Genomic DNA, 16395 nt, shown 5'->3' on the forward strand with positions numbered 1-16395 from the left:
TGAACCAAGAAATAATTCTGTCTTCGATTTTCACCTTTATATGTGCATTTTTTACAAAATTCCCACGGAAAGAAACATGAACTATGAATTATGGGCGATTTTTGTTGTGTAGAATACACATTTTCGGGTAGCACAGCTGTGCTACCCTACTTGGAATTAGGCTTGTATGTTCAGTCTTTGGTGTAATGCGTCGCGTGCGTGTTCTCGGTCGTCAAAATGGATTTTCTCAGTACCGAGAATTTGATAGTCTTCATGACCTTTACCAGCAAGCAATACTCCATCACCGGGTTGTGCTTGTAAAATAGCGGTACGAATTGCGATCGCTCGATCGCAAATTACAGTTGGCTGAACTGTGTCAGCAATTCCCGCCAAAATATCTTTCAAAATCCGTTCTGGGTCTTCAGTCCGGGGATTATCCGATGTCACCACAGCTATGTCTGCTAATTCAGCAGCAATTTTACCCATTTTTGGGCGCTTAGTGCGATCGCGATCGCCTCCACAACCAAACACGCAAATCACCTTACCAGGTATAAACGGACGTGCAGCTTTCAGTAAATTTTCCAAACTATCGGGTGTGTGGGCATAATCTACAATTACGCTAATATCTTGGTCAGGACTAATCTCTACCCGTTCCATCCGTCCGGGGACTCCGGGAAACTCAGGTATTACAGATCCGAGTAACTGCAAATCTAGCCCTAAGTGTAAAACTGCTCCTGCGGCTGCTAGAAGATTTTCTAAATTATATTGTCCGACTAGGGGCGATCGAAAAGCCACGTCACCTTTTGGTGTATGTAATGTACCACTGACACCATTCGGCTGGTAACTTAAATCACTCATCCATAAATCAGCGCTGTTATCATTGACACTGTAACTCCAAACGCGTTCGGAATCCAACGAGGCAATTAACCGCTTCCCGTAGGAATCATCAGCATTAATTATTGCCCGTCCCTTGAGATAATCAGGGCTAAATAACAACGCTTTGGCAGCAAAGTAATCTTCCATGTCGCTGTGATAGTCGAGATGGTCTTGAGTAAGATTACTGAACACCGCCACCTCAAATTGACAACCCAACACTCTACCTTGCGCCAAAGCGTGGGAACTTACTTCCATCACCCCGAACTCACTACCAGCATTTACGGCTTCTGCTAGCTGCTGTTGCAGTTCCACGGCGAAGGGCGTAGTGTAGGCAGCAGTTTGCTCAAAACCTGCCCAACGAGTGTAGAGAGTTCCCATCAAAGCTGTAGCTAGATTAGCTTTGATCAGCAGAAATTCAATTAGATGAGTAGTTGTAGTTTTGCCATTTGTACCAGTTACACCCACCAGCTTGAGTTTTTGTCCCGGATAACCGTAAAAAGCACTGGCTATCTGGGCACAAGCTTGAGTTATGTTACTTGCACTGATCACCACAGCCTGATTTGTGGGAGGATTTTTTTGTGCAGCTTCCGGGGAGACGATCGCAGCTACAGCCCCTGATGCGATCGCACTTTGCCAAAATTCTCCACCATCAACCCGCCCTCCTGGCATTCCAATAAACAAATCTCCCACACTACAAGCATGGGAATTCGTCTTCAAACCCCTAACTTCCACATCCTCTATCGGATGGCTAGGCAATTGTTCAACACTGTCTACCGCCGTTAGTAATTCCCGCAATTTCATTTTGTGAACCTCGTCACATTCTTAATCTTGCGCTTATTCTGCATTATTTTTTTTTAATTGGCTAAATACTTACGCAACATTTGCTCCAACTGTTGCACACTAGCACGAGGAGAAGGACGTGGCAATAGTTTCTTACTCCCCTCCTCTTCCTCCGTGCCCTCTGCGCCTCTGTGGTTCGATAAATAAAGTACTGGCACCTCATACTCATACGCACTGAACCAATCTTCACGAGTCGTAATATCCCTAATTTCCAACTCGAAACTAAGATTTTGGATTTGTTCTAGCTTTTCTTGCAAGCCTTCACATAAATGACAGCCGGGTTTACTGTATAAAATTAATCGCATTTGTAAATTAATTACCATGAACACTATTTTACACATCACCAAAAGCGAACAATGGGAACAAGCAAAAATCCTCGGAACCTATCGGGATGATACGTTAGAGTCGGAAGGATTTATCCACTGTTCGATAGCAGCACAAGTTATCTGGGTTGCGAATCGTTTTTTTGTTAATCAAAAGGGTTTGGTAATTCTTTGCATTGATTCTGATCGAGTTAAAGCTGAAATTCGTTACGAAGCTGCGGAGGTAGATAATTTATTTCCTCACGTTTATGGTGAGTTAAATATTGATGCTGTGTTTCGGGTGGTTGATTTTGAGGCGGGGGAAGATGGGTTTTTTGTGTTGCCGAAAGAGGTTATAAGTTTAAGATAACCAACCGCAGAGGCGCAGAGGGCACAGAGGAGGAGAGATGAGAAGAGAAGAGTTTAATGTATGTGAGTATGTTGATCAAATGGCGTTATTGTTGGATTTAGAGATAAGAGATGAGTATCGTGATGGTGTGGTGGCAAATTTTGAGAGAATTAGGGCGATCGCTAATCTTGTTAATGAGTTTCCTTTGGCTGAAGAAATTGAAGCTGCACCTATATTTGAACCATAATAGCTAACTTTAGTTGAAATGCCAGTCTGTGAGGGGTTTGAAGTTCCTTTGCTAATTCGGTGTAACAAAACCTTTTAGAAGTGTGCAAACCACTCGAAAACCGAAGTCGGGCGCTACATCCGAATTGCTTCCATCTAAACGGGCAGATGAACGGCAGACGCTTGACTGACTGGACCATGAACCACCCCGCAGCAGCCAAGGATTATTATTTCCACTTACCCAAGCACTTCCATCAGCAGGCATTCCACGGTAATCATTGTGGTATTTGTCTTGGCACCATTCCCAGACATTACCATGCATCTCATACAAACCAAAAGCATTCGCAGGTAAACTACCAACATCCACAGTCTCCTGACGATTTTCACCCTGGGGAGCAGAACCATAAGTATACTCGCCATTATAGTTAGCTATCTTAGTCGTAATCGTCTCACCAAAATAGAACGGGGTAGTCGTTGTCGCACGAGCTGCACACTCCCACTCTGCCTCGCTGGGTAAACGATAACTTTTGCTAGTCATGAGCGATAGCTTTTGACAAAAGTTAACTGCATCATTCCAACTTACTTGTTCGACAGGTCGTTTAGCCCCTTGGAAGTTAGAGGGGTTGTTGCCCATAACTGCTTGATACTGTTCTTGAGTGACCGTAAATTTACCCATGAAAAAAGGTTTAACGGTCATAGGATGCTGCGGCCCCTCATTGGGGTTTCGCTCTTTTTCTGTTAGTGGTGAGCCCATGAGAAACTGACCGCCAGGAATTTCTACCATCTCCAGTGTATTACCGTTACCAAGGTCTTCTATAAAAAAATTTGCCTGACCAGGACTGATTGTGGTGCTGTTTCCTTGCTTATCTACCTTCATGACTTCAAATTGGAAGGTTTTTAAAGCAAATTCCTTGGGATTTACACTTTTATCGGGTAATGCTGGAGTCTCATTCGGGGACGGTACTGGAATATTATTTGCGGGAATAGATGAGGTTGATGGCAAAGCTTTTTTCTGGGCGGAGTTGTTGAGCAAGAGTTTCTCAACCACAATTGCAAAGCTAAAACTAGCTCCCATTAACCCCACGGTTTGAATAACTCTGCGCCGCGACCAGTTAACTGGTTGTTGTGGTGGTGTTGGCGGTGGAGGCAGTTTTTTTGAAAGGTCTTGTAGCACTTCGGTTGCGTTGGCGTAGCGTAAACTGTAATGACGACGCACCATTTTGGTTAACACATTAGCTAGATGCTTGCTTACCTGTGCTTTATGACGCCAGAGAATTTCACCTGTTTTGGCATCCTCTTCAAAGTCCACTGCCGAAATACCCGTCAATGCTTGAATCACCGTCACTCCCAAGGCATATATATCACTAGCAAATATGGGTTTAGCATTCTTTTGCTCATTAGGCATATAGCCAGGAGTACCTATGATCACACTGGAAGTCACTTTACCTTCTACATTTACTATCAGAGCGCCAAGTTCCTTGACTGCCCCAAAGTCAATCAGAAAAATCTTCCCATCCTGATGCCGTCGCATCAAATTCTCCGGCTTGATGTCGCGGTGAATTACCTGCTGATTATGTACGAAGGACAAAACTTCCAAAACATCTTGTAATAGCTTAGTGACATAGCCTTCACTTAACTGCTTACCTGGAATGATTTCTTGCTTCAGGTCATGTCCTTCGATAAATTCTTGAACAATATAAAGGTTCTTATTTTCTCTAAAATGCGCTAATAATTGAGGAATTTGGGAATATTTACCCAACTTTTCCAGAACAGTCGCTTCTGTTTCAAAAAACTCCACAATCCGAGGCTCATTATGTTCAGGACGCAATTGCTTGACAACACATAACGGCTGACTGGGTTGTAGATAATCCTTTGCTAGAAAGGTAATTGCAAAGCCGCCGCCACCCAATTCACGAATAATTTCGTAGCGTCCAACCAGCATGCCCACAACAATCTTAGACTCCTAGAAATCTGATGAATTTGAGCATAATTGTTACTAACCGCATTTTACAAATCAACTTGACGTATTATACCAATTTTTCTGTATAATACCCTTCTTTAGATGTAATCAAATAAATGCACATCTCTTAATATTCCAGCATGAATTTTGATTCAGCCGATGCCATAACAATATCAGCTGCTGTGCGTGAAGCTAAAGTAAGTGCGGTGGAAATTACTCAGGCTGCGTTAGTACGAATAGCAGCGCGGGATAATCAACTCAACTGTTTTACAACTGTGACTGTTGAGACAGCTTTAGTAGATGCAGCACGCATTGACAGGGAAATTGCTCAAGGTAATAACCCTGGAATACTTGCTGGTGTCCCTTTTGCGGTGAAAAATCTCTTCGATATCGCAGGGCGAACGACTCTGGCGGGGTCGAAAATCAATGCAGAAAACCCAGCAGCTACCCAAGATGCAACAGCAATAGCGAAGCTGAAACAAGCGGGTGCTGTGCTGGTTGGCGCTTTGAATATGGATGAGTACGCCTATGGGTTTGTAACGGAAAACTCCCATTACGGTGCTACTCACAACCCCCATGATTTACAACGATCTGCTGGTGGTTCATCGGGTGGTTCGGCGGCGGCGGTTGCAGCTGGGTTAGTACCGTTGACATTGGGTTCTGATACTAATGGTTCAATTCGCGTTCCGGCGGCGTTGTGTGGCGTTTTTGGTTTTAAGCCGACTTATGGAAGGTTATCTCGGGCTGGGGTAGCTTTATTTTCTAGCAGTTTTGACCACATTGGCCCTTTTGCGCGTTCGGTGCAAGATATCGCTACGGTGTTTGATGTGCTTCAGGGAGAAGACGATCGCGATCCAATTTGTACAAAGCGTCCACCTGAATTGGTTTTACCACAACTTAATCAAGATATCTCTGATATCAGAATTGCTATTGCTGCTGATTATTTCACTAAAGGTACAGAAGCGGAAGCTTTAGCAGCAGTCCAAAAGGTAGCTGATGCAATAGAAGTCACTGAATACGTAACTATACCAGAAGCACACCGCGCCCGTGCAGCAGCTTTTGTGATTACAGCTAGTGAAGGCGCAAATCTGCATTTGGAAAAATTGCGTAGGCAAAGCCCACCGAAGGTATCGCGTCCCCAAGATTTTGATCCAGCGACGCGCGATCGCTTTTTAGCTGGGGCGTTAATTCCAAGTAACTGGTATCTCCAAGCCCAACGGTTTAGAAAATGGTATCGCGATCGCCTTCGGGAAGTCTTTCAAAATGTCGATGTAATTCTTGCCCCAACTACACCAATTTCCGCACCGCTAATTGGTCAACAAACGATGATTTTGGATGGTGAAGAAATTCTTGTCCGTCCTCATTTGGGATTATTTACTCAACCATTATCTTTTATTGGCTTACCCGTTTTATCAGTACCAATTCAGCGTCCAAATGCCTTACCTTTAGGTGTGCAATTGATAGCAGCACCATATAATGAAGCGTTAATTTTACGGGTTGCAGCTGCGTTAGAGGCCAAAAATGTAGTTTCAGCACCAGTGATTTTCAACGCTCTCAAGTAAAGCTAATCGTTTACGATGCTGTGAATCAGGTGATTATAAAATGGAAAAATTACGCCTTCGATTTCCTAGCATTGAGTCTTTTCAGCAGGAGGAATATCTACTGCTAGTTTCAAGGTTGAAGGGATCTGAATTCCCTGCACTGCAATTCTAGTCACTATAAACAAAGACATCGCCAACCATAACAGATGAACACTCTGCAACTTCCAAGCAAGGGCTGCTGTGGGAATAAACCCTAGCCCAGTTGCGATAAAAGCCGCATTACGGAGGATTAATCCTTCTGCTAAACCAAAGAAATAAGCTTCAATTGAGACGGCAAACGCATACAGTCCCAGCACGCTCATTAGCCAGGGAATGTAGGGATCGATTTGGGTGGTTATTTCTGTATGATTTGTGAGTAGTCCAAATACGGTTTGCGGAAACAGGATGCAGGTAAGGGACATGATGACTGCAAACATCAGAGTCACGCCTATAGAAACGCCAAGCAGTGGCACCATCTGCCCCTGCTCGTTTGTGCCATGAAAGTTGCCCGTCAATGTTTCCGTTGCATAAGACAAGCCATTGAGTATTTGAATCCCTAGCGTCATGAACTCAATCAGCAAGACATTTTCTGCAAAGGCGATTTTTCCCATCCCAGCAAACAGATTAGTAAAAGCCCAAAAGGTAAACCCGATCGCCAGTGTCCGGATAAAGAGATCCCGACTCAGGGCAAAAGTCTCATTCCAGGCAGATTTGTTCCAAAGCTGAGGCGCCACGGCACGGATCTCCTGCCACTGGATTTCACTCTTAACCCAAATTAGTCCTAGCATCATCATCAGAAATTGGCTCAAAGCTTGTGCCAAGCCTGCTCCCATGCTTTCCCAACCTGCTCGCACAATCATCTGGTAACTCAAGATGATGTTGACAACGTTGCCAAAAACCGACAAGACTAAGACTTTCTGGCTTTGTTCACGCCCCATCAGCCAGCCGAACAGTACCATATTCACCAGAACCGCAGGTACACCCCAAATCCGCGTGTTGAAGTAGTCCACCGCAGCCGCTTTCACCTCTGGAGTATTGTTCAAAACAATAAACCCCAACTCTCGCAGTGGGTATTGCAGGAGCAAAACAACAAATCCCAAGCCCAGGGCGATTAAAACATTCCGTAAGCCTAGCAGCAGCACTTCCTCTTGATCATTTCTTCCAGTCGCCTGGGCAGTCGTGCCGGTGACAGAGAGACGCAAAAAATTCAATGCTCGATAGAAGTAATTAAACACAACCGTCGCCAGTGCAACGCCAGTTAAATGACGAATGTCTTGCAAATGCCCTAAAAAGGAAACGCTAACCATTCCAGACAGCGGTACCATTAAATTGGAGAGCATATTGGCGATCGCTAATCTGAAATAGCGAGGAATCCATCGGTCTTGCAAATCATTATTTACTAACATTTGGAATCGATTAGCTGATGCGATTGAGCTATTTAACTAATTACTAATTCCTAATGGGCTACACCCCGCTACGTACCCCTACGGGGATCTTGCTACGCAAAGCGTCTTGTAGAGAAGACCACGCTGCCTCACTAAATTATCAAATTGGTGGTCTTGAATTAGTTGTAAATAAATCCTAAACTAATTTAATTACGAATTATGTAGCTTACTTCTCATTTTTGGCGCTACGTTAAACTCCAGGGGACTTTCCACGGGGTTTGGGAGGAACAGCAGGTATCCCAATTGCCGCGAAAACTTCTCCGGTTTATATCATCCGCCTATTTACTTAAGTAGCGGCTGAATAGCCTTGGCCCACTCATCAGCCATCTTATCGTAGCCGTGCTGCGTGGGATGTATTTGATCAGAGCGAATATCATTCTTTGTAAGTACGCGATTCATGTCAACCAACTTAATACTATGACCATGCGCTTGCTCATAGCTGACAATGTTCGGAATCCCTGCATTGATTTTTTGAATTCCGGCATTATATTTGTCATTAGTAGAAAGCCCAATTTTGGCAACTAGTAAATGTACTTTTGGAATATCATAAAATATCTGGTTAATCAGCGATTGTAGTCGCTCAGGTGCATTGATTAGATTGTAGTTTTGTACCGCATCATTAGTCCCAATGTACAATAGAATTATATCTGGATTGTAAGTAGCAAGCGCATGATCCACCAATGCGGCAATCTGATCAATGCGATAACCCGGATGGCCCTCATGGTGTTTGTCGCCGAGGCTTTTGGGGCCATTAGATTGGGAGCCGACAAAATGAATCTTCCATTTTTTTGCCAGCGCTATATTCCACAACTTAATGCGATAGCCACCTCCGTTAGGAACGCCAGCAGTGATAGACGCCCCCAGCGGCATAATTCTGTAGCCGTTAAGTGCTGCCTGAACTGGTAGATGGGGTGACAGGTTCTCAACGGTCAAATTGATTATAATTGCAAGCAAAACTCCTGTTAATATACGAAGTACAAATTTTGTCATTATTAAACATTTAGTACAAATTGATTTAGATTACATAACTAGAAGTTACGCACTACTGTTTAGTAGCTCAAAGGTAACGCCGACGCAATATCCAACTAATCCCAATTACACATATACCGAATAGTGTTGCTGCTGTTCTTGGTTCTGGAATTTGCTGTGGTGTCTGGAAAGAACCACTCAAAAAAGCTTGACCTCTTAAGGGACTAGTTGGATCTTGATTGAGTGACTCAATTTCGCTCAAGTTAAATATGCCTGTAGCACCACTGAACCTACCTGCACCACCAGTGATAGTTATAGTACCAGAACCTACTAATTTGCGGTTAATAAAGTCAAATGCAGCAGTCGCGCTACTCCTGCTAAATAATTTGTCATCGCCACTGCCAAAAAACTCATCTCTGCCGATTGGCAAGCCTTGTAAACCAAATTTTGTTGCGTCTTGAACAAATACGAGATTACCAGTATTGGGGTCAATTCGGCTGTAGTTGTTTATGCTAAAAAAGTTACTCAGACCATAGGGAGCATCAGAATTGAAACCTGAGACAAATGCTTTAGATACGTCGGTCGATGGGATAGGTGTGAGAGTAACTTCCGTGTCGTATACTACGTCAAATGGATAAATCGTCTGGGCGTTTGCTTTTGTTGTACTCGCACCGATACTGAGTAAACAGAAAACTACCGAACCAAGAAATATACTATGCGATCGCATATTAATTTTTATCACCTAAAACCCCTAATATTAATTTCTAACTTATCAGAGATTGTTATAAGCTTTATGCAACTTTAAGAAAAAATTAGAAAACTCGCTATTTTACTTGAGAGCGATCGCAGTTACAGATACCCCCTACTTCGCTGTATCGGCTTACCAGTTTTAAGATAATACATTCGGAACACTCAACTTGTTATAAGTAAACTTGAAGCTGTAGTTAATACAACTTAAGCTGTGGTTACAAATGCTCATGATATTATAAGTAAACTTGAAGCTGTAGTTAATACTGCTTAAGCATTATTTATAAATGCTCCTGATGTTATAAGTAAATTTGAAGCTGTAGTTAATACGGCTTCAACTGTGGTTATAGATGCTGAAGCTGTAGTTAATACAGCTTCAGTTGTGGTTATGAATGTTGAAACTGTAGTTAATACAGTCTCATGTTATCTCCAGGCGATCGCGCCAGCAAGTTAGTTTGCCATTGCTGAAGCTACTTGCGATGAAAGCGATGAAACGCCACCTGCGGCTTTAATTAAATCGGCTCCTTTCTCGCCGATCATAATCGTGGGCGCATTCGTATTGCCCCCGACCAGAGTTGGCATGATCGATGCATCAACAACCCGCAACCCCGTAACACCGCGTACCCGGAGTTCGGGATCGACAACCGCCATTGGGTCAGTTCCCATTTTGCAAGTGCCGACAGGATGATACCCTGTAACGCAAAATTCCCGGATGTAAGCTTCGAGAGCTTCATCGCTAATCACCTCAGTACCGGGACTGATTTCCTCACCTCGAAACTGATCAAAGGCACTTGTATGAAATAATTTACGCATTATTTTAATCCCTTCAACTAGCTTTTGCACATCAGATTGACTTTGTAGAAAGTTGATCCGAATAATCGGTGGGTCTTTGGGGTCAGCCGAGGGCAAACTGACACTGCCAATGTTTTGAGGATGAGTCAAACTGACTGTAACAGTGAATCCCAAACCAGAGAGGGTTTTGCCAGGAGATATCCACAGAATGGGACCGAAGAAAAACTGTAAATCTGGCGTGGCATCCAGATTACCTTCGGTATGCAAGAATAATCCGGCTTCAGCGTTACCGTTACTAGTAATTGCCGGGTCTAACGCAGCAATTACCTCCTGTGCCACAGGACTGGTAATTATCTGGTGTGCCACAGGAACGAGAGAGTGGTCTTGGAGGTTTTGACCAACACCTGGCAAATCAACGACGACAGGAATCCCCATTGCTTGCAGTTGTTCTGCATCACCAATGCCAGAAAGCATCAGCAGCTTGGGCGAATCGAATGCACCAGCACTTAAAATCACTTCTTTGTTAACCTTGGCTTGGTGCAGCCTTCCCTCGTGCATATATTCCACCCCAACGGTGCGGGTTCCCTCAAACAATAACCGAGTCACTAACGCTCCTGTTGTTATTGTTAAATTGGGACGCTTGAGAATTGGCAAGAGAAATGCAGCAGCAGCACTGTGACGTTTACCATCCTTTACCGTCAACTGATAAATTCCCGCACCTGATTGCTGTATCCCATTGAAGTCAGGATTGTGGTTATATCCGATCGCCACGGCTGCTTCTACAAATCGTTGCGATGCCACAGTAGGGGGTTGAATATCGCTGACGTTCAACTCACCATCAATCCCGTGGTATGCGTCGGCACCGCGTTGCTGGTTTTCAGATTTCTGGAAATAGGGTAATACATCTTGGTAACTCCAACCAGGATTTCCCAATGACTGCCAGTGGTCATAATCGTGATGATTGCCCCGGATATAAATCATGGAATTAATCGAACTGCTGCCACCCAAGACTTTGCCACGGGGACAAAAGATTTTGCGGTTATTCAGGTACGGTTCTGGTTCAGAGAAATATTTCCAGTCCAGTTCCGAGCGAGGTAAGTTGGGGGATTCTAACGGGATTTGAATCTCAGGTTTAGTATCTGGATTGCCAGCTTCGAGTAATAATACAGTTGTTTCACTATCTTGTGTCATCCGGTTGGCGACAACGCAGCCTGCCGAACCTGCACCAATCACAATATAGTCATATTGAGCCATGACATCCTCGCTTCTAAATTCAACTACTTTAAAAAATGGTAATACTAGCAATGAACGGGAGAGTGACGATGTTAGGAATCTCGCGTCATTTTAAAACCAATTCCATAAAAACCCAGTTTGCTCGATGTTCTAAAGGAATCTCTGTTTTTTCCAAATACGGCTCGATATCTTGAAAGCCAAATATCCGATAAAGTGCCTGTGCTTCCTTTGCAAAAGGGGCACTGTCTAAACGTATCCTTGATTCAAGAGGGAGTAGGGATCTTAATTAGGGAGTAGGGAGTAGGGAGTAGAGAATAGGGGGAAGAATGGGGAATAATAATTACTGCGTAATGACAATTCTTGGGATGGGGAATATATCTTACTCCCTACTCCCTCACCCCTACTCCCTACTCCCTCGTTAAGTTTTATGTCTCGTACTACGGATCTCGACATAATTCTTTTATTCTAGGGGGCTTTAGACCCGAAAATGCAAGTTTTTAAAACACTACTCCCTACTCCCTACTCCCTACTCCCTGTTTTTGTAACCAATGTAAACAGCTTCATTGATGATAGCTTTTAATAAAGACCGACCGATTCCTTTTGAGCGAAATTCTGGTCTTACATACATCCTTTTAATTTCGCCAACATCTTCACCAATCTTTCGTAAGCAAGCGCAGCCGAGTATTTGTGCCTCGCATTGTCCCAAAAGCAAGCGTCCTGAAGGGGGTATAAATTCGTGAAGTTGAGTCATATATTGCTCAAAGAATGTATTTACATCTAAATTAATGCCGAACTGATGGCTGAATATCAACTTAGTCTCGATAAAATATTCCCAAAACAGTTTCTGTATATGAGATTTATGTTCGTCAGTCTCTGCCTGCATAATTTTAAGCAAAGTTTATGCCTCCGCTAAGTAATTAAATAAGAATCGGTATTAAGAGAATTTACTTATAAGTTAATTAGTGCTAATTAAAACCTAATATTGAGATTATCCCAAGGGTGAGGGACATTATACATCATAAATTTCTGTTGCAAATAGTCCGGCTAGAACTAGCGTAAAGTGGACAATTTGACAATCTTTAATACTCAAACTACTTGGCGTATAGTCATAATCTGTCCGCACGCAAGACACTTGATATATGGTTCAGAATCTCGAAAGAACACGCCAGAGTGCAAAGTTTCCTGAAACTGCACCGGCTGCTAATCCCGTATTTTTTAGAACCTATAGCCGCCGGACAAAGGCGGGACTAAGGGAAACATGGGATGAGGTGTGCGATCGCACTCTACTCGGCTTAGTCGAGTTGGGCAAGCTAACTCAAGAAGAAGCTGTCATACTGGATCAGATGCAGCGCAACTTGAAAGCTATGCCTAGTGGGCGCTGGCTATGGGTTGGTGGTACAGACTGGATAACCAAGCCTAAGAACTTCTCTGGGGCTTATAATTGCACCTCTACCAATCTCGAAGACTGGAGTGCCTTCGGATTAATGATGGATTTGGCAATGATGGGCTGTGGCACTGGAGCCGTCCTAGAACCACAATTTATTAACCAGTTACCCCCCATCCGTAATCAACTGAATGTCACTGTAAAAGGTGAAATTGGCAGCACTCCTGTGCAACAACGGCGTGAATATACTGAAACTCATATAGAAGGCAATAATGTCACTATTCACGTTGGAGATAGCCGTGAAGGTTGGGTTGAATCATATCAAGCCCTATTAGAACTTTCCACTGATGAACAATTTTCAGCACAAGTTGAAGTATTAGTTGATATCAGCGATGTCCGAAAAGCAGGAGAAACACTTAACGGCTTTGGAGGAGTTGCTAATCCTGTCAAATTGCCTGGACTTTATCAGGGTTGTGCATCTATTCTTAATAAAGCTTTAGGACGACAATTAAATTCAGTTGAATGTTGTCTATTAATCGACCAAGGTGCTGTCACAATTGTTGCCGGTAACATTAGGCGCTGTCTACCTGAAGATGCTTTAGTTCATACTTCCAAAGGTCTTATTCCTATTTGCGATATCCAAGTGGGTGATCTAGTACAAACTCCTTTAGGATTTCGGCGAGTTGTTGATAAATTCGACCAAGGATTTCAGGATGTCTATGAAATTGAAACTAATGCGACTTACCCTAGAGCAACTTTAAACCACAGACAAGCAGTTCTTGCAGATGCTCAAGGGGGAATTACCTGGAAGTCGATTGCAAGTCTAGCTGAGGGCGATCGCCTGCTGCACAACACACAAGTTCTACCTGGTACAGTTACCCATCTAGCCCCTGATTTTACTGAATCTCGACCCTTAAACAGTCGTACAGCTAAGTCGTTTGTAATTCCCGAATTGACAGCGGAGGTTGCTTGGCTAATTGGGTTAACCCACGGTGACGGCTATATTGCTCTCGGTCGAAATAAGTATGATAAGCCTTATGGCCGGGTTGAATGGGCAATGAACAGTTTAGATACGGAACTCACAGCCAGAGTTCAAGCTAAAATAGATGCCGCTTTAGCTTTATTTGGATTGACTGCTACTCATGGCATCATCAAGGGTGAAAACACTGCAAAATCAATCTGCTCATCTGTTCGATTAGCTGAGTACTTCCATCGCTATATCAAGCAGCCAAATATTCACCTAGCAATTCCTAGTTTTATTTTGCAGGGTTCAGTAGATATCAGGGCGGCTTACTTAGCTGGATTAATGGACAGCGATGGTGCTGTGAATAACCGACCCCCTCACTTAGTTACTTCAGTCTATCGGTCATTTATTAGACAAGTTAGTGCAGTTTTATCCAGTTTGGGTATTGCTGGTAGAATTAGCATTTCCCATCCACAGCAGCCCGGATGGCAAGTTAAGTACAACCTCACAATTCCAGCCTTCAAAGAGCGTTATAACGCCCTTATTGCACCTCACTCAGTTAAAGGGTGTGTGAAAAAAGGATTGAAGATGTATGGTTTCACCCTTCCTGCTGCCATCATGCGGGAAGCTTACACCTATAGCGAGATGCGAGATATGGGATTTCAAGGATCTCGCACTGTTGATGCCAATTATGAACGCTATATCGTTGAAGCTGATATCTCGTTAGATATTCCAGTCACTGTTAAAGGACTGGGGAGTTATGATCATGTCCACACTTACGATATTGAAGTCGAAGAAGCTCATTGTTTCTATTGTGATGGCTATCTGACACATAATAGTGCTGGCATGAGGCAAGGTTCTGGTGAAGATACTTTGTTCGCCGATGCCAAAGATAACTTATGGCAGCAAGATGAAAGTGGCAACTGGCGAATTGATCCAGAACGCGATGCACTCAGGATGGCAAATCATACCAGAGTTTTTCACCGCAAGCCAACCCTAGAAGAATGTCTTAATGCCGTCCGCAAACAATATTATAGCGGTGAGGGAGCGATTCAATGGGCTGGTGAAGCTGTAGCGCGATCGAATATTGATTTGCTACCAACACAGGCTCTGAAAGTTAATTTTTTGCAAGCTTATGAACAAGGAACAGCAAAACAATGGTTACAGGAACGCTATCCTCAGCTTGATGCTAATGAGCTAGAACATCGTTTAGCTCGCTATGGGCTAAATCCGTGTGGTAATTGATTTTGCCTCACGTTAAAAACCTCGCAAAAACGGGGAAAGCTGAGATGCTAATCCCGTGGTAATCAAAGGAACTAAAAAGTCTTTGACACCGTACAGCGTAGAGAGTGAAACTAGATTACCCTAAAAATTGGTGTCTAGAATATAATTTCTCCAAGAGTGCGGGGGCGTATGTGAAAAACACTTTTATTATCTAAAGTCACATCTGCAAAATGTACGCGGAGCTACTGCAAATAATCAAGCAGTAGAACTAGGGGATAAAAAGCCTCTAGGGTAACAAATCTGGAAATCATTGGCAGTAACTTTCACTGTAATTTGTCTGAGGTTCACCTTAATCAAATCGACCCATATAACTACAAAGAACAAGAAGAGGCTTTCACTGCTGGAGCGCTATCTGTAGCAGCACTTTTAAATCACAAATTTCTGGAACCACGCTATCAATACAGCCGTGAATTAGACCCGATTGTGGGAGTTTCTTTTACAGGATTATTTGATTTCTTTGTCCATGCTTTTGGTGTTGATTGGCTGCGCTGGTGGGCAGAAGGAAGACCTGCTACGGCACAAGGATTAGCTTTCAAGCGTGAGGAAGAAAAATATCTAACTTTCTGGAAAGATATTGTACATCGGGTTGTTTGGGATTACTGCGATCGCCACAATTTCAAACGCCCAAATCGTTGTACTACAGTTCAACCTAGTGGCACGAAGGCTTTATTAACTAATGCTAGTTCAGGATGGCATCCCCCAAAAGCGCAAAGATTTATTCGCCGCATCACCTTCGGCAAAAATGACCCAGTAGCCTTAGCTTGTATTGACTACGGTTACAACGTCATTCCCTCTCAATCAGATAAAGATGAACAGGGCAATTTGCTCAACGATCCCTTTGATCCACGGGTGAGTGAATGGTTAGTAGAAATCCCTGTTTCTGTATCTTGGGCTGATTTACCAGGTGCTGATGAAATTGATGTTTCTAAGTTTTCAGTCTTAGCCCAATTTGATTTTGTCCTCCAGGTTCAACGTTGGTATGTGACTCACAACACATCAGCTACTTTGGAACTTCGCTCTGATGAAATCGAACCTTTGGCACAACGGATATACGAAACTATTCAGAATGATGAAGGATATATTTCAGCAGCTCTTTTAGCTCGTTTTGACGACCTGCAATCATTCCCACGTTTGCCATTTGAACCAATAGATAAATCAATCTACGATCGCTTAAATCAAGAGGTGAAAGCACGGCGCAAAACAGATGATTTTTGTGCAGTTTTAAGCCGTTACGATTCAGGCGAAATGACAGAAGCTGGGCCTAGTGGTTGTGACTCTGATAAGTGTATGTTTCCCGATCAGCAACCAAGCTCATAAGGCGAAATGACTATCAACTTCGGGTAGGTACTATTTATCTATAATAAAAAGCAGTGGTTTCATATAATATTTAACCACTGTTTTTTATATCAACTCAAATTTCCCCTTTACCCCAATACAGTTCAGTTAAGGCTTAACTCTTTATCAAA

At 43.3% G+C, this 16395-nt stretch carries 12 protein-coding genes and 1 pseudogene; 5 read left to right on the forward strand and 8 right to left on the reverse strand.

What is annotated here, in order from left to right; genetic code table 11:
* Nucleotides 1-156: 156 nt before the first annotated feature.
* Together V7K46_RS02500 and V7K46_RS02505 are read right to left on the reverse strand one after the other, a co-directional pair.
* Nucleotides 157-1656 carry a UDP-N-acetylmuramoyl-L-alanyl-D-glutamate--2,6-diaminopimelate ligase gene (locus V7K46_RS02500; protein ID WP_335110728.1) on the reverse strand — a complete coding sequence of 500 codons (1500 nt, stop codon included), beginning with the start codon at nt 1654-1656 and terminating at the stop codon, nt 157-159.
* Nucleotides 1657-1709: 53 nt separating this feature from the next.
* Nucleotides 1710-2018 carry a glutaredoxin family protein gene (locus V7K46_RS02505; RefSeq protein WP_442939798.1) on the reverse strand — a complete coding sequence of 103 codons (309 nt, stop codon included), beginning with the start codon at nt 2016-2018 and terminating at the stop codon, nt 1710-1712.
* Between V7K46_RS02505 and V7K46_RS02510 the strand changes: the two genes are divergently transcribed.
* A complete protein-coding gene (locus V7K46_RS02510) occupies nt 2017-2367 on the forward strand; it encodes a DUF952 domain-containing protein (RefSeq protein ID WP_335110730.1) in 351 nt (116 codons plus the stop codon). The genes V7K46_RS02505 and V7K46_RS02510 overlap by 2 nt on opposite strands.
* 37 nt (nt 2368-2404) lie before the next feature.
* Nucleotides 2405-2593 (forward strand): DUF4089 domain-containing protein, encoded by a 189-nt coding sequence (locus tag V7K46_RS02515; protein ID WP_335110732.1) that lies wholly within the window; start codon nt 2405-2407, stop codon nt 2591-2593.
* A 51-nt stretch (nt 2594-2644) separates the two neighbouring features.
* Here the strand turns inward: V7K46_RS02515 and V7K46_RS02520 are convergent, their stop codons facing one another.
* The gene (locus V7K46_RS02520; RefSeq protein ID WP_335111303.1) at nt 2645-4513 is read right to left on the reverse strand and encodes a bifunctional serine/threonine-protein kinase/formylglycine-generating enzyme family protein; all 1869 of its coding nucleotides are present in this window, start codon (nt 4511-4513) and stop codon (nt 2645-2647) included.
* Between the two features lie 158 nt (nt 4514-4671).
* On the opposite strand from V7K46_RS02520, the gene V7K46_RS02525 reads away from it, so the two are divergent.
* A complete protein-coding gene (locus V7K46_RS02525) occupies nt 4672-6093 on the forward strand; it encodes an AtzE family amidohydrolase (protein WP_335110734.1) in 1422 nt (473 codons plus the stop codon).
* A 65-nt stretch (nt 6094-6158) separates the two neighbouring features.
* Here V7K46_RS02525 and gntT read toward each other — a convergent pair whose 3' ends face one another.
* From gntT to V7K46_RS02550, 5 genes are all read right to left on the reverse strand, one after another.
* The gene (gene gntT, locus V7K46_RS02530) at nt 6159-7517 is read right to left on the reverse strand and encodes a guanitoxin biosynthesis MATE family efflux transporter GntT (protein ID WP_335110736.1); all 1359 of its coding nucleotides are present in this window, start codon (nt 7515-7517) and stop codon (nt 6159-6161) included.
* Nucleotides 7518-7838: 321 nt separating this feature from the next.
* A complete protein-coding gene (locus tag V7K46_RS02535; RefSeq protein ID WP_335110738.1) occupies nt 7839-8546 on the reverse strand; it encodes an SGNH/GDSL hydrolase family protein in 708 nt (235 codons plus the stop codon).
* Nucleotides 8547-8613: 67 nt separating this feature from the next.
* Nucleotides 8614-9267, reverse strand: a complete 654-nt coding sequence (locus V7K46_RS02540; RefSeq protein ID WP_335110740.1) for a hypothetical protein — start codon at nt 9265-9267, stop codon at nt 8614-8616.
* 455 nt (nt 9268-9722) lie between these two features.
* A complete protein-coding gene (locus V7K46_RS02545) occupies nt 9723-11318 on the reverse strand; it encodes a GMC family oxidoreductase (RefSeq protein ID WP_335110742.1) in 1596 nt (531 codons plus the stop codon).
* A gap of 505 nt (nt 11319-11823) precedes the next feature.
* Entirely contained in the window at nt 11824-12192 is a 369-nt protein-coding gene (locus V7K46_RS02550; RefSeq protein WP_335110744.1) for a GNAT family N-acetyltransferase, read from the reverse strand.
* Nucleotides 12193-12436: 244 nt separating this feature from the next.
* Between V7K46_RS02550 and V7K46_RS02555 the strand changes: the two genes are divergently transcribed.
* Entirely contained in the window at nt 12437-14890 is a 2454-nt protein-coding gene (locus V7K46_RS02555; RefSeq protein ID WP_335110745.1) for an LAGLIDADG family homing endonuclease, read from the forward strand.
* Between the two features lie 282 nt (nt 14891-15172).
* Nucleotides 15173-16246, forward strand: a pseudogene (gene nrdJ, locus V7K46_RS02560) (ribonucleoside-triphosphate reductase, adenosylcobalamin-dependent); the annotation flags it as partial.
* Between the last annotated feature and the right edge of the window lie 149 nt (nt 16247-16395).

This window comes from Nostoc sp., from assembly GCF_036917395.1.
Taxonomy (GTDB): domain Bacteria; phylum Cyanobacteriota; class Cyanobacteriia; order Cyanobacteriales; family Nostocaceae; genus Nostoc.